The sequence below is a fragment of the Herbidospora sp. RD11066 genome (assembly GCF_054661255.1).
This window is the reverse complement of the sequence record NZ_BAAGDO010000001.1, coordinates 477,974-495,930: the sequence shown is the minus strand read 5'-3', so window position 1 is coordinate 495,930 and position 17,957 is coordinate 477,974. Positions and strand designations below refer to the sequence as shown.

The window sequence follows — 17,957 nt, the reverse complement described above, 5'->3', positions numbered from 1 at the left end:
TCAGCGCGCAGGCCACAGGCCAGCGACTCTCAGCGCGCAGGCCACAGATCGGCGACTCTCAGCGCGCAGGCCACAGGCCAGCGACTCTCAGCGCGCAGGCCACAGATCGGCGACTCTCAGCGCGCAGGCCACAGGTCGGCGACAGGGCTCAGGGACTCCAGAAGTGCGGCGACGCGCAGGATCGTCGATTCCGCGTACCAGGTGGCCACGAGCTGCACGCCGATCGGCATGCCGTCGTGGCTCGTGCCGAATCGCAGAGTCAGGGCCGGGAGGCCAGTGAGGTTGAACGGCACGGTCGTCGAGCTCACGTGGAAGGCGCTCACCTCGCGGCCGTTCAGGGTGAACGAGCCCAGCCCGTGGGCGTGGGCGGGGATCGTCGTCACCGGGAGCAGCAGCACGTCGTGCCGGCGGAAGTAGTCGGCGAAGCCGTCGCGCAGCCGTTCGATGCCCTGCTCGGCCTCGACGTAGTCGGCCACGGTCGTGTCGGGTGCGGCCAAGACCGTCTTGGAGTAGGTGAACCTCTGGTCCTCGTGGCCCTCGGTCACCTGACGGAAGGCCGGTTTCACCTCCATGACGTGCTGCCGCATGAAGATCTCCAGAGGGTCGTCCCGTTCGAGGGCCGGGATGTCCTCGGCCTCGACCTGTAGCCCGGCCATCTCCAGGGCATCGGCGGCGGCCTTCACGGTCGCCGCGACCTCCGTGTCGACCGGGCCGAGCCCCGAGTCGGTCAGCCAGCCCACCCGGACAGCCCGCCCTGGTGAGTCCGCGTCGAACCCGCCCAAGCCCGCATCGAACCGGCCCCGAGCACCGGCGAACCCACCCAGGCCCGCGTCCAACCCGTCCCGAACACCGGCGACCCCGCCCGGGCCCGCATCGAACCGGCCCCGAGCTCCAGTGAACCCGGCCAGGCCCGCGTCGAACCCGCCCGGGACGCTCGCGAATCCGTCGGCGCCGTCGGGGCCCGCCAGCAGGGAATACGCCAGCGCGAGATCCCGCACGCTGCGGGCCATCGGACCGGCGTGCCAGTCGCGGCGCGGCACCCTCGGCCAGATCCCCGTCATCGGAACGCGCCCGTGGGTCGCCTTGAGGGCGGCGATGCCGGTGTCGGCCGCCGGGCCGCGCAATGAGATGGACAGGTCGCTGCCGAGCCCCAGCGGCGACATCCCCGCCGCGATCGCCGCGGACTCGCCGCCGCTGGAGCCGCCGGGCGACCGGTCGAGGTCCCAGGGGTTGTTCGTGCGGCCCGTCAGAAGGTTGTCCGACTCGATCCAGTAGGAGAACTCCGGCAGGTTGGTCTTCGCCAGGAGGATCGCCCCGGCCGCCTTCATCCGCGCCACGGCGGTCGCGTCGACGTCCGGGACCCGTCCCGCGAAGATCGGTGAGCCGCGCTGGGTGGGCACCCCGGCGGTGTCGAAGGAGTCCTTGACCGTGAAGGGCACGCCGTGGAGCGGGCCGACCTCCCGGCCCGACGCGAGGTCCGCGTCCGCCGCCCGCGCGGCCTCCAGCGCGCCGTCGGCGAGGGTGACGATGGCGTTGATCCCCGGATTGACGGCCTCGATGCGGTCGAGGTGCGCGCGCACCACGTCCACAGAAGAGATCTTGCCTGTGTGGATCAGCTCGGCGAGTTCGGTCGCGTCAGAGTGGATGAGGTCGGCGTCCACGACGAATCCTCCCCTTTTGTCCGGTTAGGACCACTCTAGGCGCGGGAGGTGGCGCGGGTCCGGCCGCCGGTCAGCAGCCTCACCCGGATCTCGAATCCGCCCTTGACCGGCCCGGCGTGGACGGAGCCGCCGAAGAGCGCGGCCCGTTCCCAGATGCCCAGCAGGCGCTCCCTGGGGCCGCCGTCGTCCTCGACGCACAGTTCGACCACTCCGCCCTGCCAGCGCAGGCGCACCCGGGCCCGGCGCGCCGAGCCGTGCTCGAACGCGTTGACCAGGGCCTCCTCCACGATGCGGTAGGCGGACAGCTCCAGCACCGGGCTGGGGCGCCGCTGGCCCTCCTCGGCGAACTGCACCTTGCGGCCCGCCGCCCGGAAACGGTCGAACAGGGCGGGCAGCGCCCCGAGGGTGGGCTGGGGGCCCGTGGTCGTCGCGGAGCCCGACCTCAGCAGGCCCGCCACGCGCTGCAGATCGGTGAGGGCCTGGCGGCCGGCCTCCTCGGCGTCGCGCAGGGTCTGCCTGGCGCGCTCGGGATCGCGGTCCATGATCACCCGCCCGGCGCCCACGCCCAGGGTGAGCACGCTCAGGTCGTGGGCCACCACGTCGTGCAGCTCCTCGGCGATCCTGAGCCGCTCCCGGGTCACGGGGTCGGTGGCGTCGGAGGGCCGGCGGCGGGTCACCCGGGCCCTCAGACGGGCGAGGCGGGCGGCGAGGAGGCGCATCATGGCGGCACGATAAGCCGCCATCCAGCCCCGGGGCGTCCGCCCACGAGGTGAGGATGCGTCAGCCCCGAGGCGTACCCGCGCGATCACCCACGACCGCGCGGGCACCGAAGTTCCGCCGGTGGATCAGCCGCGCAGGCGCTGCGAGACCTCGACCCAGCGGTCGAGCAGGGTCGCGGCGGCGCCGGAGTCGACGACCTGGCCGACCGTGGCGTAGGCGGCGGCGATCCGCTCGGAGAGGTCGTCGACCGTGGGGCCCTCGCTGGCGACCAGCGCGGCGGCGGCGTTGAGCAGAACGGCGTCGCGGATCGGGCCGGTCTTGCCCCGGACCAGGTCGTGGACGGCCCCCGCGTTGAACGCGACGTCGCCGCCCTTCAGGTCGGCGGGCTGGGAGCGGGCGATGCCGATGTCGGCCGGGTCGAACGCGGTCTTGGTGGAGACGCCGTCGCGCACGACGTAGACGGTCGAGGGGGCGGCGGTCGACAGTTCGTCGAGGCCGTCGTCGCCCCGGAAGACCAGGGCCGACACGCCGCGCTCGGCGAAGACCCCGGCCATGACCGGCAGCATGCGCGCGTCGAACACGCCGATGGCCTGGGCCGACGGGCGGGCCGGGTTGGTCAGCGGGCCGAGGAAGTTGAACACCGTCGGGACGCCGATCTCCTTGCGGGTCGGCCCCGCGAACCGCATCGACGGGTGGTAGACCGGCGCGAAGCAGAACGCGATGCCGGCCTCGTCGGCCACCTGCGCGGTCGCCTCGGGCGACAGGTCGATCACGACGCCGAGGTGCTCCAGCACGTCGGCCGCGCCGCACTTGGAGGACGCCGCCCGGTTGCCGTGCTTGACCACCCGCGCACCCGCCGCCGCGACCACGATGGCCGCCATCGTCGAGACGTTCACCGTGTGGGCCCGGTCGCCGCCGGTGCCGACGACGTCGACCGCCGGGCCCTCGATCGTGAGGGGCGTGGCGATGGACAGCATGTGCCGGGCCAGGCCCGACACCTCGGCGACGGTCTCCCCCTTGGCGCGCAGCGCGACGACGAACGCCGCAATCTGGGCCGGGGTGGCCGCGCCCGACATGATCTCGCCCATCGCCCACGAGGTCTCGTCGGCGGTCAGGTGCTCACCGGCGAGCAGCGCGTTGAGCAGCGAGGGCCAGGTGGTACGGGCGTCCATGGCGCGTCCTTAAAGGAATGTGGGATGTCAGGAGACCGCGGGCAGCCGCCCGCGCATCAGCCCCGCGATCGTCTCGGCGACGACCATCGGGTCGAGCGGCTGGGAGATGACGGCGTCGGCCCGCGACCAGTTGGCCAGCCAGCGGTCGTCGCGCCGGGCGATGATCAGGCAGATGGGCGGGCAGTCGTGCACCTCGTCCTTGGCCTGCTTGGCGATGCCCATGCCCCCGGCCGGCGCGGCCTCGGAGTCGAGGATCGCGATGTCGATCTCCCCCGAGTCGAGCTGCCGGACCACAGCGGGCTGGGTCGCGCACTCGACGATCTCCACCAGCGGCAGGTCGGCGGCGGGACGGCGGCCGATGGCCAGCCGCACCTTCTCACGGGTGGCCGCGTCGTCGCTGTAGACGAGAACCTTCATGTTGCGCACTCCAGTCACCGGGTAGGGTCACCAGGGATGCTATCGGCCCGGGGGGCCCGCTGATATCCCGCCCCGATATCCCCCGGGCGCGTCCTATCGGGGGGCCGTGCGCCGACCCGGCCCCATGAGCCGCAATAATGTCGGGCGTGGCGACAGCATCCGCAATTACTACGACGACGACAGCCCACTCGTCGCGCCGGCCCAACTTGGTCAGCGTCGGGACGATCATCTGGCTGTCCTCTGAGCTCATGTTCTTCGCGGCGCTGTTCGCGATGTACTTCACCATCCGCTCGGTGAGCGTCGGCCAGGACCCAGCAAGCTGGCCGGGCGCGCATCTGAACGTCCCGTTCGCGACGGTCAACACGATCATCCTGGTGCTGTCCTCGGTGACATGCCAGTTCGGCGTGTGGGCCGCGGAAAAGGGTCAGGTCAAGAAGCTCCGGTTCTGGTATTTCATCAGCTTCCTCATGGGCGCGGTCTTCGTCGCCGGGCAGCTGATCGAATACAACGAGCTGGTGCACGAGGGCACCACGCTCTCCTCCGACGCCTACGGCTCGGTGTTCTACCTGACCACGGGCTTCCACGGCCTGCACGTGACGGGTGGTCTGATCGCGTTCCTGTTCCTCCTGGGACGCACGTACGCCGCGAAGCGCTTCACGCATGAGCAGGCCACCAGCGCGATCGTCGTGTCCTACTACTGGCACTTCGTCGACGTCGTCTGGATCGGCCTTTTCGCGACCATCTACATCATCAAATGATCGGAACGGGGATTTCGGTGAACTCCATCACCGCGCGACGGCGGCATCCCCTCGCGCGCCTCGCGGTCGTGGCGCTCGCGCTGGGGCTGCTGGGCGGCGGATACGCCGCCGCGGCGCCCAGTGACAGCACCGCCGACGCGGCGGTCGCGTCGGGCAAGGCCGACGACGTGGCCGAGGGCAAGAGCCTGTTCGTGGCTCACTGCGCCAGCTGCCACGGCATGAACGCCGAGGGCACCTCCATGGGCCCGACGCTCGTGGGCGTGGGCGCCGCCGCGGTCGACTTCCAGGTGAGCTCCGGCCGTATGCCGGCCGCCGACCCGGGCGCGCAGGCCCCGCGCAAGCCGCTCGGTGAGTGGGTGACGCCCGAGGCGACCCGCCAGCTGGCCGCCTACGTGCAGACCCTCGGTGGCGGCCCCACGGTGCCGACCGCGGAGATGGTCGACACGAAGACCGGTGACGCCGCCAAGGGCGGCGAGCTGTTCCGCGCGAACTGCATCCAGTGCCACAACTTCGTCGGCGCCGGTGGCGGGCTCACCTACGGCAAGTACGCCCCGAACCTCAACGAGGCCACGCCCACGCAGATCTACGAGGCCATGGCCACGGGTCCGCAGGCGATGCCGGTCTTCAACGACTCGACGATCACTCCTGAGCAGAAGAAGGACATGATCGCCTACATCGTCGGGGTCCGGGATCAGGTCGACCCGGGCGGTTTCGGGCTCGGCCGCATCGGCCCGGTCTCCGAAGGTCTCGTCGCGTGGATCGCCGGAATCAGCTTCATGTCCCTCGCCGCCATTTGGATCACCGCCAAGAAGCGTAAGAGAACATCAAAATGACAGATAACGAGCTTCCCGGCCCCGATGACGAGACGCGCGTCCCGCGTCGCGTCATCGGCACCCCGGCTCAGGGAACCGCCGTACTCGGCACCCGCCCGGCTGAAGCCGAGGTGGAGACGCCCGGCGTGACGCTCCCCGACCCCGCCGACGCCCGCAAGGCCGAGCGCACGGTCGCCCTGCTGTTCTTCGTCGCCTTCCTGGCCGGCATCGGCTTCATCGCCTCCTATGTGATCTTCCAGGTCGGCGACCTCGACAGCACGGCCGTCTCGAACGCCGCGCTCGGTGGCACTCTCACGCTGGCGCTGCTGTGCCTCGCCTCCGGCGTGGTGGTCTGGGTCCGGCGGATCATGCCGAAGTACAACCTCGTCCAGGAGCGCCACGAGATGCGCTCCGACGACGACACCCGCGGCTACGTCGACGAGACGTTCCGCGCGGGCGCCAATGAGAGCGGCTTCGTCAAGCACAAGATGATGCGCCGCACGCTGCTGCTGGCGGCGGCGCCGCTGGGCCTGGCCCCGCTGGTGCTGCTCAAGGACCTGGGCCCGCTGCCCGGCACGTCCCTGCGCCACACGGTGTGGAAGAAGGGCATGAAGCTGGTCGTCGAAGGCACCGGCCAGCCGATCATGGCGGCCGACTTCGACTCTCCCGGCGGCATCCTGTCGGTCGTGCCCGAGGGTTACGAGCACGACCTCAACGCCCTCGCCAAGGCCACCCTGATCCTCATCAAGTTCCGTCCTGAAGACCTCAAGGCGGGCACGATCAGGAACTGGACCTACGACGGCATCGTCGCCTACTCGAAGATCTGCACCCACGTGGGCTGTCCCGCGGCGCTCTACGAGCAGACGACCCACCACATCCTGTGCCCCTGCCACCAGTCGACGTTCGACGCGACCGACGGCGCGCGGGTCATCTTCGGCCCGGCCGCCCGGCCGCTGCCGCAGCTGCCCATCGGCATCGACAGCCAGGGCTACCTCATCGCCCAGGCCGACTTCGACGTCCCCGTCGGTCCCAGCTTCTGGGAGCGCGGCGACGCCGAGGCCGACGCCAGGGAAGCCAGGGGGAACCAGTCGTGAACGAGACTCCCAAAGCCATCGCGGGCCCCGCGACCTACCTCGACGACCGGCTCGGCGCGGGCAGCTTCCTGAAGCGCAACCTGCGCAAGGTCTTCCCCGACCACTGGTCGTTCCTGCTGGGCGAGATCGCGCTCTACTCGTTCATCATCCTGCTGCTGACCGGCACGTTCCTGACGTTCTGGTTCAAGCCGAGCATGGGTCACGTCATCTACAACGGCTCCTACCAGCCGCTCGTGGGTGTCGGGATGTCCGAGGCCTACGCCTCGTCGCTGCACATCAGCTTCGAGGTCCGGGGTGGACTGCTGATCCGGCAGATGCACCACTGGGCGGCCCTGCTGTTCGTGGCCGGCATGATGGTCCACGCGCTGCGCGTCTTCTTCACCGGCGCCTACCGCAAGCCGCGTGAGCTCAACTGGATCATCGGCGTGCTGCTGCTGACCCTGGCGCTGGCCGAGGGCCTCACCGGCTACTCCCTCCCCGACGACCTGCTCTCCGGCGCCGGTCTGCGGATCACCGAGGGCGTGGCGATCTCGCTGCCGATCGTGGGCACGTACATCACGTTCTTCCTTTTCGGCGGGGAATACCCGGGTGTCGACGTCATCTCGCGCTTCTACACCCTGCACATCCTGCTGATCCCCGGCATCCTGCTGGCGCTCATCTCGGCCCACATGGTGCTGATGTGGGTGCAGAAGCACACGCAGATGCCCGGCCCGGGCCGCACCGAGCACAACGTGGTGGGCGCGCCGTTCTACCCGGCCTTCATGGCCAAGGCCGGCGCCTACTTCCTGTTCACGTTCGCCTGCATCGCCGGTCTCGGTACGTTCGCGCAGATCAACCCGATCTGGTTGTTCGGCCCCTACACACCGGCCGACATCTCCTCGGGGTCGCAGCCCGACTTCTACATGGGCTTCCTCGAAGGCGCGCTGCGCCTGATGCCGGCCTGGGAGATCAACTTCCTCGATCACACGGTGCCGTTGAGCGTGCTGATCCCGGCGCTGGTCCCGATGGGCATCATCATGACCGGCCTGGCGCTCTACCCGTTCGCCGAACAGTGGATCACCGGCGACCGTCGTGAGCACCACATCGCCGACCGTCCCCGCAACGCCCCGGTCCGCACCTCGATCGGCATGGCGGCGGTGACGTTCTACGGCATCCTGTGGCTGCTGGGCGCCAACGACTGGATCTCGGCGTTCTTCCACATCAGTCTCTACGAGACGACGATCATCGGCCGGTTCGCCATCTTCATCGGCCCGGCGATCGCCTACTGGGTGACCTACCGGATCTGCATCGGCCTGCAGCGCAAGGACCAGGAGATCCTCTCCCACGGCGTGGAGGCCGGCGTCATCAAGCGCCTCCCGCACGGCGAGTACATCGAGGTCCACGAGCCGCTGGCGGAGGACATCGCCGAGCACATCCGCGGCAAGAAGCAGATCCCGATCGTCCCCGGCGACGACGACAAGGACGGCATCCCGCCGAAGGGCGTGCGCGGTCCGATCGGCAAGTTCCGGGCCAAGGCCAGCAAGTTCTACGGCACCGACCGCGTGCCGCTGGACGCGAACGGCCACGGGCACGACGACGACCACGCGGCCGTCGGTGCGGGCGACCACCCGCGCGAGCTGCACTAGTCCCGTCCAACGGAGAAACCCGGAGCGTCCCGCTCCGGGTTTTTCTTTTCTGTACGCCCTCTCGACACCACCCCCACGGTCTCTGCACACCGCGCTCCTACCGTGGGCGCCATGCCCGATGACAAGACCTGGCTGGCCGATTTCGAGGCCGAGGCCGCCCGCCGGAAGGACCGCGCCGACCCCGACTGGCATCGGGGCTCCCGGCTGCACCCGGACGTGCTCAGGAGCATCCGCCGCTTCCAGGTGGGCGAGAACGGCGACGGCGCCAACCTCATCGCCAAGGCCGCCGCGTCCGGGAACCCCGCCTACGCGGCCACGGTCCGGCTGTTCGTCGACGAGGAGCGCAACCACGCCCGGATGCTGGCGATGCTGCTGGCCGCCGCCGGTTCGGGCACCCTGACCGGCCACTGGAGCGACACGGTCTTCGTGTGGCTGCGGCGGCTGCTGGGGTTACGGCTGGAGCTGATGGTCCTGATGATCGCCGAGGTGGTCGCCCTGCGCTACTACCGGGCCCTGCGCGACGGCACCGGTGACCCCCTCACCACCGAGGCCGCCGCGCTGATCCTGGCCGACGAGGAACGGCACGTCCCCTTCCACACCGACCGCCTCCGCCACGAGCTCCGGGACGTGCCGCTGCGGGGGCTGGTCGTCCGCGCGTGGTGGGTCCTGCTGTTCGGGACGGTGGCCGTGGTCATCGTGGACCACGGCCGGGCGCTGCGGCGGCTGGGTCTGCCCTGGCGCGACTTCGCCCGTGACGTGACGGCCCTGTTCGGTGCGGTCGTCCGCGCTAGCTGCGAGGCGCCACGTGGCCCAGGCGGAACAGGTCACGCGGGTCGACCCGGTTCCTGATCTCCGCCAGACGGGCCCTGGTGGCGGCGGGCCAGGCGCGGTCGAGCGTCGTCAGGTCGGAGCCGTGGAAGTTGATCAGCGTCCCGCCGGTCGACCACGGCGCCAGCGCCCCGGTGATCGCCTCCGGCGCGCTGCCCGGCAGGCCGACGACCAGCAGGTTGAAGGCGGCCTCTCGGCCGCCGACCGCGTTCGGCTCCTTCGGTTCGCGGGCGAGCGCCCCGCCGAGGTGCCGGATCTCGACCACCGGGATCGGCAGCTCCACCGACGGCCCGGCGACCGACAGCAGCGTCTCCACCGCCTCCGGGGTCAGGTCGCGGAGCAGGGTGCTCCGCTCGACGGCGGGCATCGGGTCGGTCGGGTCGTTGTGGATCAGGTCCAGTTGCGTGTACGGCAACTCCCCCACCCCGCCCAGCACCGGCTCGGCCACCCCGAGCATCGGCGCGAGCAGCGCCTCCTGGGGCTCCACAGAGGCCACCCGCAGGTGGGCGACGAACTGCCCGCTCAGCGGCGGAGGGAGCTGCGGGAGCGGGGGAAGCCGCACCAGGGCGATCGAGGTCGTCACCGTCTCGGGCAGGGTCGGCGCCCACTCCCGGTAGGCCCGCAGCACCGCCGGAGCGTCGGCGGCGGCGTAGTAGAAGCCGCCACCCCACACGGTGGCCAGCGGGAACAGGTCGACGGTGATCGAGGTGACCACGCCGAACCCGCCCTTGCCACCGCGCAGCGCCCAGAACAGGTCGGCCTCGCCGCCGGGGTCGGCGACGCGGGTGACCCCGTCGGGCGTCACCACGGTCAGGGCGCGCACGTGGTCGGCCGCGAAACCGTACGTCCGGGCCAGCGGCCCGACGCCGCCGCCGAGGGTGAAGCCGACCGCGCCCACCCCGGAGGCCGACCCGCAGAGGGGCGCCAGGCCGAAGGGCGCCGCCGCCCGGACGACCTCGGCCCACGTGCACCCGGCCCCGATGGTGGCGGTCCGTTCGACCGGGTCGATCTCCAGCGACCGCATCCGCGAGGTCAGGATGAGGACCGCCCCATCGGCGGCCTGGACGGCGCCGTGCCCGGTCGCCTGGACGGCCACCGGAAGATCACGGGAGACGGCGTACGCGAGGGCCTCGGCCACGTCTTCGGCGGTCTCGGCCTCGGCCACGAGGGCGGGGTGGTGCCGTACCGCGAGATTGAATCCAGAGATTTCGTTCATGGGAGGAGTTGTCCCATGGTGCCCTCGTATGTCGCTGAGACGGCATCCTAGTGTTGTCCTACTCGACTAGGAGGAGCACGATGCGGCACGACTTCCGGGTCCTCGGGCCCGTGGAGGTCCTCAGCGAGGGGTCGGCCGTCGACCTCGGCCCCCGCAAGCAGCGGGCGGTCATGGCCCTGCTGCTGACCCATGCCCCGAGGGTCGTGGCGCTCGACCAGATCATCGACGCCCTCTGGCAGGACGAGCCGCCCTCCAGCGCGACCGGAACGCTCCAGGCGTACATCTTCCAGCTCCGCAAGGCCCTGGAACCCGACCGGTCGCCCAGGACCCCGGCGAAGATCCTGCGGACCCGCGAGCCGGGCTACCTGCTGGAGATCGATCCCGGGCAGATCGACTCCCACCGGTTCCTGAAGGCCATGGAGCTGGCCGAGACGGCGCCGCCCGAGCAGGTGGAGCGGATCCTCAATCCCGCGCTGGACCTGTGGCGCGGGGAGCCGTACACGGGACTCCAGGACGAAGAGTATCTGCGGCCGACCATCGCCCACCTCAAGGAGGCCCGGCTGACCGCGCTCACCACCCGGGCGGAGGCGCGGCTCGCGCTGGGTCGCCCGGCCGAGGTGGCGCTGGAGGTCGAGCGGCTGCTGGAGGCGGCACCGTACAGAGAAGGGCTCTGGTCGCTGCTCATCCGGGCGCTCTACACCGACCGGCGGCAGGCCGACGCGCTGGCCGCCTACCAGCGGTGCCGCGCCCTGCTCGACGAGGAGCTCGGGCTGCTGCCGAGCCCCGAGCTGCGCGCGCTGGAGCAGGCCGTGCTGCGGCAGGAGCCGCTGCCGGCCTCGCGGGTCACGGTGGCCGCCGCACCCGCCGAACCCCGCGCCGAGCCGCCGCGGCTCGTCGGGCGGGCGGCGCAGCACCGGCGGGTGCACGACCGGGTCGCCGACGCCGCCCGGGGCGCGGGCGGGGTGCTGCTGATCGGCGGTGAGGCGGGCATCGGGAAGACCACGCTGGCCGAGTCGGCCGCCGAGCTGGCGGCGTCGCGGAACTTCACCGTCGCGTGGGGCCGCTGCGCCGACGACGCGCCCGCCTTCTGGCCGTGGATCCAGGCCCTGCGGGTGCTCGACCCGCCGACCGCCGAACGCCTGGCGGCCCCCGGCGAGGCGGCCGACCCCGACGCCGCCCGCTTCCTGCTGCACGACGCCGTCACCCGCGCCCTCGAACAGCGCGCCGCGCGCGGCCCGCTGATGATCGTGCTGGAGGACGCCCACTGGGCCGACGCCGCGACCCTCAAGCTGCTCACCTTCCTCGGCGCCGAGCTCCACCGGGTCCCGCTCCTGGTCGTCGTGACGGTACGCCACCACGACACCCCCCAGCCGATCGACGTGTTCGCCGAACTCGCCCGCCAGCGCGGCACCGAACGGCTCACCGTCGGCCCGCTGACCGAGGCCGACGTCGCCGACTACCTCGACGGCCGCGACCCCGCGATGCGCGACCACGTGGCCGTGCTCCACGACCGCACCGGCGGCAACCCCTTCTACCTGGGCGAACTCCTGCGCCTGGCGGCGAGCACCCGGTCGGCCGACATCGCCGCCCTGCCGGTGCCCGACGGCGTGCGCGACGTCATCGCCCAGCGCGTCTCCCGCCTGCCCGAGGAGACCCAGACGCTCCTGCGCACCGCCTCGGTGGTGGGCCGCGCCGTGAACTGCGACGTGCTCGCGGGCGCCGCCGGGCTCGACCCCGCCCGCCTGCTGCAACTGCTCGAACCGGCCGTCGCGACCGGCCTGCTCGTCGAGGTCGAGGGCGGCTGGGACTACCGCTTCTCCCACGCCCTCGTCCAGGAGGCCCTGTACGGCGAGCTCACCCGCCTCGAACGCGCGCGCCTCCACGGCAGGATCGGCGAGGCCGCCGAGTCGTTCGGCGGCGGCGACCTCGACCGGATCCCGGTGCTGGCCCACCACTTCGCCCAGGCCGCCCGGGTCGGCCACGCCGAGAAGGCCGTCGCCTACGCCGCCCGCGCCGCCGAACAGGCCGCCGCGGGCCTGGCCTACGACGAGGCGGTGCGTTACTGGGAGCTCGCCCTGGCCTCCCACGGCCCGGCGGGCACCTCCCGGCGCTGCCGCCTGCTGATCGAGGTGGGCCGCGCCCGGCGGCTGACCGGCGACGTGCTGGGCGCCCGCGCGCCCCTCGACGAGGCCGTCGACCTCGCCACCCGCCTGGGCGAGGACGACACGGCGATCGAGGCCGTCACCGTCTTCGGCGGCGTCACGCTGTGGAACTGGTGGTCCTACGGCGTCGTCAACCCGCGCATGATCAACCTCCTGCGCGACCTGCTCACCCGCCTGCCCGACGACGACCTGGCCCGCCGCGCCGCGCTCCTGGGCACCCTCGCCGTCGAGCGCTACTACGGCACCCGCGCCGAGGGCCTGGCCCACGCGACCGAGGCGGTCGCGCTGGCCCGCAAGACCGGCGACCCGATCCTGCTGGCCAGGACCCTGAACAACTACGTCATCGCGAACTGGTCGCCCGAACGCGACGCCGAGCGGTTCGCCGCGGCCGCCGAGATCCTCACCCTGCCCGGCCTGCCCAAACTCACCGAGGTGATCTCCCGCCTGCACCGCATGCAGGGCCTCATGCAGGACGGCGCCATCGCCGAGTACGACGCCGAACTCGCCCGCTGCCTGCGGCTGACCGACGAGCTGCGCATCCCGGAGATCACCGCCCAGGTCAACTACGCCGCCTCGGGCCGGGCCATCCTGTCGGGCGACTGGGCCGAGGCCCGCCGCTACAGCTCACTGGCGGGCGAGTGGTACCGCCGCACCAGCCTGTGGGGTCCCGACGTCATCGAGCTGATGAGCGAGTTCTACATCGACTGGGCCAGGGACGCAGTGCCGCCCGCCCTGGTCACGACCCTGGCCGAGCGGGCCGAAGACCCGTCCGACCGGCTGCTGCGACCGACCGCCATCCTGGCGCTGTGGGAGACCGGCGACCGCGCGAAGGCGACGGAGCTGCTCACCCGCTGGGGCACCACCATCGAACGCGACTGGGCCTGGCAGTTCTCCGCCTGGCAGTGGGCCCTGGTCGCGGCCCGCCTGGGCCGCCCGGCCCCCGAGGAGATGCTGGCGGCCCTGCTGCCGGTCGCCGGCCAGATCGCCACGCTGGGCACCGGCTGCGTCTCGTGGGGTTCGATCCACGAGGCCGTCGCGGGCCTGTACGAGGCCCTCGGCGATCCGGACCGCGCCCGCGACCACGCGCGGCTGGCGGCCCGGACCCACCGTGAGCTGGCCATCCCCCATCTGGAGCGCCGCAGCGCGGCGCTCCTGGAGCGGCTCGGTTAGGCCATCGGGTCGGTCGTCGCGTCCCGCAGGCGGCTCCACTTCAGCCAGTCCTTCCACTTCGGCTGCCAGTGGCCCCAGCCGTTGGTGGGCTCCAGCGGGCGCGGCGAGCCGGTGAGGATGATCGGGTCGCCGATCAGGGTCTCGTCCTTGTACCACTGGGCGTTGGACGGGCTGATGTTCACGCAGCCGTGGCTGACGTTGGAGTTGCCCTGCGAGCCGACCGACCAGGGCGCGCCGTGGACGTATTCACCGCTGTTGGAGATGCGGACGGTGTCGTAGACCGTCTGCTGGTAGTAACCGGCCTGGCCGGGCCCGGCGTCGGGCGAGGTCATGACCGTGACGTCCTCGCGCGACATGGCCAGGTGGATGCCGCTGGTCGTGTGGTACTTCCACACGCCGCCCTTGCCCGCGCTGAACGGGATCTTCCTGATGGTCTTGCCGTCGCGGATGACGTCCATCGTGTGCTCGTTGATGTTGCCCTTGGTGATCTGCGAGCGGCCGATCGTGAAGTCGCGCGTGTAGTCTTTCGCGCCGTAGAGGCCGACGTCGCCGCGCGCGCCCGCCAGGCGGGCGGTCACCCGGACCTTGGTCTTGGCCGGCCAGAACTCCTTCGGCCGGTAGGCGATCGTCTTGTCGTCGAACCAGTGCCAGGCGCCGTCGACCGGCTTGGAGGCCTGGACGACCAGGTTGCGCTCGATCGACACCCGGTCCTTCACAGGCGTGTTGAAGGTGATCATGATCGGCATGCCGACGCCGACGGTCAGGCCGGTCATCTCCTTGTTCGGCAGCAGCGTGTCGATCTCGAACGTCTTGGCGGCGGCCAGTGTCGAGAACGAACTGCTGCCCTTCGCCGACCCCGCGGTCGCCGCGACCGTGTAGTGGGTGCCCGGCATCATCGGGCGCACGCTGCGCCACATCGTGCGGTCGGGGCTGAAGACGCCCTCGACGGCCTTCCCGCCCTCGGCGGTGACGGCGACCGTGCCCAGCGCGGCGCCCGACGCGTAGATCTTGATCGGGAGCTCGGGGGGCAGGTTCGCCGCCCCGTTGCTCGGAAAGATCATGACCGCTTCGGCCGCCTTCTGCCTCGCCGCGTCCTCGCCCGCCGTCGCCGTAGTGGCACAACCGGTCAGCATCACTAGGGCCAACGCCCCCGCAGCACGAGTTCGCACGCGGATCTCCCCCCGGGTCACCTTGATCACTATCTCTGAGTTATTACCCGATTACGGGGAGTTCGGTCGCCCGACACTCCTTTCGAAGGCAAAGAAAAAGTCCCGGTCCGCCAACGGGCGAACCGGGACCAAGCTGCGGGAACTAGTGCGAGAAGTGCCCGCGGTAGTACTGGAAGACGAATCCGATCGTGCTCATGATCACCGCGAAGACACCGATCATGAAGAGCCACCAGCCGATGACGAACCCGAAGAACGTCAGCGCGGCCGACAGGGTCACGAACAGCGGCCACCACGAGTGGGGGCTGAAGAAGCCCAGCTCACCCGCGCCGTCACTGATCTCGGCCTCCTTGTCGTCCTCCGGCTGCTCGCCGATGCGGCGCGCCGTGAACAGCAGGTAGTAGCCGATCATGAGGGCCAGACCCACCGAGATCGCCATCGCGGTGGTGCCGGTCACCTCCTTGGACCAGAACCAGTAGACGATGTCGGCTGCGGCGAAGAACAAGCCGGTGAGGATGAACATCCATCCCTGGACCTTCACGACGAGACCTCCTCGATCGCCGGCTGAGCCTTACCAGGCGTGATGTGCGGGTACTTGAGATCGAACGCCGGGCGCTCCGACCGGATGCGGGGCAGCCGGTGGAAGTTGTGCCGCGGCGGCGGGCACGACGTCGCCCACTCGAGCGAACCGGCGTAGCCCCAGGGGTCGTCGACGGTGACCTTGGGCGCGTTGCGCCAGGTCGTCCAGACGTTCCAGATGAACGGCAGGGTCGAGGCGCCCAGCAGGAACGCGCCGACCGAGCTGATCATGTTGAGGTCGGTGAAGCCGTCGACCGGCGAGTAGTCGGCGTAGCGCCGCGGGAAGCCGATGACGCCCAGCCAGTGCTGGACCAGGAACGTCAGGTGGAACCCGAAGAACAGGGTCCAGAAGTGGACCTTGCCGATCTTGTCGTTGAGCATCTTGCCGGTGAACTTCGGCCACCAGAAGTAGAAGCCGGAGAACATCGCGAACACGACCGTGCCGAACACCACGTAGTGGAAGTGGGCCACCACGAAGTAGGAGTCGGAGATCGAGAAGTCGAGCGGCGGCGAGGCCAGGATGACACCGGTCAGGCCACCGAACAGGAAGGTGACCAGGAAGCCCACCGCGAAGAGCATCGGTGTCTCGAAACTGAGATGCCCCCGCCACATCGTGCCGATCCAGTTGAAGAACTTCACGCCGGTCGGTACGGCGATGAGGAACGTCATGAAGGAGAAGAACGGCAGCAGCACCTGGCCGGTGACGAACATGTGGTGCGCCCACACAGTCACCGACAGGCCCGCGATGGAGATCGTCGCGCCGACCAGGCCGATGTAGCCGAAGACCGGCTTGCGGCTGAAGACCGGCAGGACCTCGGTGATGATGCCGAAGAACGGCAGGGCGATGATGTAGACCTCGGGATGCCCGAAGAACCAGAACAGGTGCTGCCACAGCATCGCACCGCCGTTGGCGGGGTCGAAGACGTGGGCACCGAGCTTCCGGTCGGCCTCCAAGACCAGCAGCGCCGCCGCCAGGACCGGGAACGCCAGCAGCACCAGGATGCTGGTGAGCAGGATGTTCCAGGTGAAGATCGGCATGCGGAACATCGTCATGCCGGGCGCGCGCATGCAGATGATCGTGGTGATGAAGTTGACGGCGCCGAGGATGGTGCCCAGACCCGACAGGGCCAGGCCCATCACCCAGAGGTCACCGCCGATGCCCGGCGAGGTGACCGCGTTGGACAGCGGCGCGTAGGCGGTCCAGCCGAAGGCGGCGGCGCCGCCCGGGGTGAAGAAGCCGCCCACGGCGATGATGCTGCCGAACAGGTAGAGCCAGTAGCTCACCATGTTCAGACGCGGGAACGCCACGTCGGGCGCGCCGATCTGCAGCGGCATGAGCTCGTTGGCGAAACCCGCGAACAGCGGGGTCGCGAACATGAGCAGCATGATCGTGCCGTGCATGGTGAACAGCTGGTTGAACTGCTCGTTCGAGACGACCTGCATGCCCGGCTGGGCGAGCTCGGCGCGCATGACCAGAGCCATGACGCCGCCGATGAGGAAGAACACGAACGAGGTGATCAGGTAGAGGTGACCGATGATCTTGTGGTCGGTGGTGGTCAGCCACTTCACGACCACAGAACCCTTGCGGTAGGGCTGTGCGGCGGTGGTCATTGCGCGCCTCCCGCCGCGGACTGGGTGGTCATGTACTGGTCGAACTCCGCCTGAGGCACCAGCTTGACCGAGAACAACATCTTGCTGTGGTCGACACCGCAGAGCTCGGCGCAGCGGCCGAAGAACACTCCGGTCTTGTCGAGGGTGTCGAGCTCGAACTTGTTGTGCAGGCCCGGCATGACGTCCTGCTTGAAGAGGAACGCCGGCACCCAGAACGAGTGGATGACGTCGGGCGACTCGAGGGCGAACTCGACCTTCGTGCCGACCGGCAGCACCAGCTGCGGGCCCTGCGGGTTGGTCACGCTCTGCTTGGCCAGGTCGACCGGCACACCCGCCACGGTCGCCGTCTTGCCCTGCGCCTCGGTCGTGAAGCGCCAGCTCCACTGGAAGCCCTCGACCTTGACCTTCACCGGGGCGGTGCCGGAGACCTTGATGATCTCGGTCTCGTCGCGCGCGGTGAAGTAGAAGAAGACCGCCACCATGACCAGCGGAACGAGCGTGTAGAGCATCTCGATCGGCAGGTTGTACCGCACCTGCGGCGGCAGCTGCTGGTCGCTGTTCTTACGCCGGCGGTGGAACAGCACCGACCACACGATCAGGGCGAAGACGACGACGAACGTCGCCAGGGCGGCCGCCCACGAGCCCAGCCACAGGTCGAGCATCAGGTTGCCCTGCCGAGTCTGCGGCTCGGGCTGGGCCAGCCGCGACCACTGATCGGCCGCCTCGGAACTACACGCCGTCGCGGACGCGACCAGAACCGCCACACCGGCGAGACTGAGCAACCGGCGGCGGGCCAACGATCGCCGTGTCGTACGGCGGGTCGGACTCACGGATCGCCTACCCCACACTTCAAGCCCACGGGTCTCACCCCTGGGCGGTTTTCGCGGATTCCACACAGCCGGGGGAATCTTCTCCCCCGCTTTACTTGATTCACTTCAATGCCGAGACACTTTAGCGCGGACCGGC

The 17,957-nt window shown here is 70.4% G+C and carries 15 protein-coding genes; 6 read left to right on the top strand and 9 right to left on the bottom strand.

Going from position 1 to position 17,957, the window contains the following annotated elements:
• Positions 1-116: 116 nt before the first annotated feature.
• The 4 genes from ACYQ78_RS02250 to ACYQ78_RS02235 form a co-directional block, all read right to left on the bottom strand.
• Complete coding sequence (locus ACYQ78_RS02250; protein WP_459798948.1) at positions 117-1,661, bottom strand: amidase; 1,545 nt, start codon at positions 1,659-1,661, stop codon at positions 117-119.
• A 35-nt stretch (positions 1,662-1,696) separates the two neighbouring features.
• Complete coding sequence (locus ACYQ78_RS02245; RefSeq protein WP_459798947.1) at positions 1,697-2,383, bottom strand: sensor histidine kinase; 687 nt, start codon at positions 2,381-2,383, stop codon at positions 1,697-1,699.
• A 123-nt stretch (positions 2,384-2,506) separates the two neighbouring features.
• A complete protein-coding gene (trpD, locus tag ACYQ78_RS02240; protein ID WP_459798946.1) occupies positions 2,507-3,553 on the bottom strand; it encodes an anthranilate phosphoribosyltransferase in 1,047 nt (348 codons plus the stop codon).
• Between the two features lie 27 nt (positions 3,554-3,580).
• A complete protein-coding gene (locus ACYQ78_RS02235) occupies positions 3,581-3,970 on the bottom strand; it encodes a hypothetical protein (protein ID WP_459798945.1) in 390 nt (129 codons plus the stop codon).
• A 137-nt stretch (positions 3,971-4,107) separates the two neighbouring features.
• Here ACYQ78_RS02235 and ctaE point away from each other — a divergent pair, with 137 nt between their 5' ends.
• The 5 genes from ctaE (at position 4,108) to ACYQ78_RS02210 (ending at position 9,108) form a co-directional block, all read left to right on the top strand.
• Positions 4,108-4,728, top strand: a complete 621-nt coding sequence (gene ctaE, locus ACYQ78_RS02230) for an aa3-type cytochrome oxidase subunit III (protein WP_066362356.1) — start codon at positions 4,108-4,110, stop codon at positions 4,726-4,728.
• 17 nt (positions 4,729-4,745) lie between these two features.
• A complete protein-coding gene (gene qcrC, locus ACYQ78_RS02225) occupies positions 4,746-5,561 on the top strand; it encodes a cytochrome bc1 complex diheme cytochrome c subunit (protein WP_459798944.1) in 816 nt (271 codons plus the stop codon).
• A complete protein-coding gene (gene qcrA / locus ACYQ78_RS02220; RefSeq protein WP_459798943.1) occupies positions 5,558-6,634 on the top strand; it encodes a cytochrome bc1 complex Rieske iron-sulfur subunit in 1,077 nt (358 codons plus the stop codon). The genes qcrC and qcrA overlap by 4 nt, the downstream gene beginning before the upstream one ends.
• Positions 6,631-8,259 (top strand): cytochrome bc1 complex cytochrome b subunit, encoded by a 1,629-nt coding sequence (gene qcrB / locus ACYQ78_RS02215; protein ID WP_459798942.1) that lies wholly within the window; start codon positions 6,631-6,633, stop codon positions 8,257-8,259. The genes qcrA and qcrB overlap by 4 nt, the downstream gene beginning before the upstream one ends.
• Before the next feature lie 111 nt (positions 8,260-8,370).
• Positions 8,371-9,108, top strand: a complete 738-nt coding sequence (locus ACYQ78_RS02210; RefSeq protein WP_459798941.1) for a ferritin-like domain-containing protein — start codon at positions 8,371-8,373, stop codon at positions 9,106-9,108.
• On the opposite strand, the gene ACYQ78_RS02205 is transcribed toward ACYQ78_RS02210, so the two are convergent.
• Positions 9,047-10,303, bottom strand: a complete 1,257-nt coding sequence (locus ACYQ78_RS02205) for an FAD-binding oxidoreductase (RefSeq protein ID WP_459798940.1) — start codon at positions 10,301-10,303, stop codon at positions 9,047-9,049. The genes ACYQ78_RS02210 and ACYQ78_RS02205 overlap by 62 nt on opposite strands.
• 80 nt (positions 10,304-10,383) lie before the next feature.
• Here ACYQ78_RS02205 and ACYQ78_RS02200 point away from each other — a divergent pair, with 80 nt between their 5' ends.
• Positions 10,384-13,635: a BTAD domain-containing putative transcriptional regulator gene (locus ACYQ78_RS02200; protein ID WP_459798939.1), complete on the top strand. Its 3,252-nt coding sequence runs from the start codon at positions 10,384-10,386 to the stop codon at positions 13,633-13,635.
• Here the strand turns inward: ACYQ78_RS02200 and ACYQ78_RS02195 are convergent.
• The 4 genes from ACYQ78_RS02195 to ctaC all read right to left on the bottom strand — a co-directional run bounded on the left by ACYQ78_RS02195 (position 13,632) and on the right by ctaC (position 17,755).
• A complete protein-coding gene (locus ACYQ78_RS02195; RefSeq protein WP_459798938.1) occupies positions 13,632-14,804 on the bottom strand; it encodes a L,D-transpeptidase in 1,173 nt (390 codons plus the stop codon). The two genes, ACYQ78_RS02200 and ACYQ78_RS02195, sit on opposite strands and share 4 nt — an antisense overlap.
• Before the next feature lie 142 nt (positions 14,805-14,946).
• Entirely contained in the window at positions 14,947-15,342 is a 396-nt protein-coding gene (locus tag ACYQ78_RS02190) for a cytochrome c oxidase subunit 4 (RefSeq protein ID WP_459798937.1), read from the bottom strand.
• Positions 15,339-16,991: an aa3-type cytochrome oxidase subunit I gene (gene ctaD / locus ACYQ78_RS02185; protein WP_459798936.1), complete on the bottom strand. Its 1,653-nt coding sequence runs from the start codon at positions 16,989-16,991 to the stop codon at positions 15,339-15,341. Before ctaD ends, ACYQ78_RS02190 begins: the two co-directional genes overlap by 4 nt.
• On the bottom strand, positions 16,988-17,755 hold the full coding sequence (gene ctaC / locus ACYQ78_RS02180; protein ID WP_459798935.1) for an aa3-type cytochrome oxidase subunit II: 768 nt from the start codon (positions 17,753-17,755) through the stop codon (positions 16,988-16,990). The genes ctaD and ctaC overlap by 4 nt, the downstream gene beginning before the upstream one ends.
• Positions 17,756-17,957 lie beyond the last annotated feature (202 nt).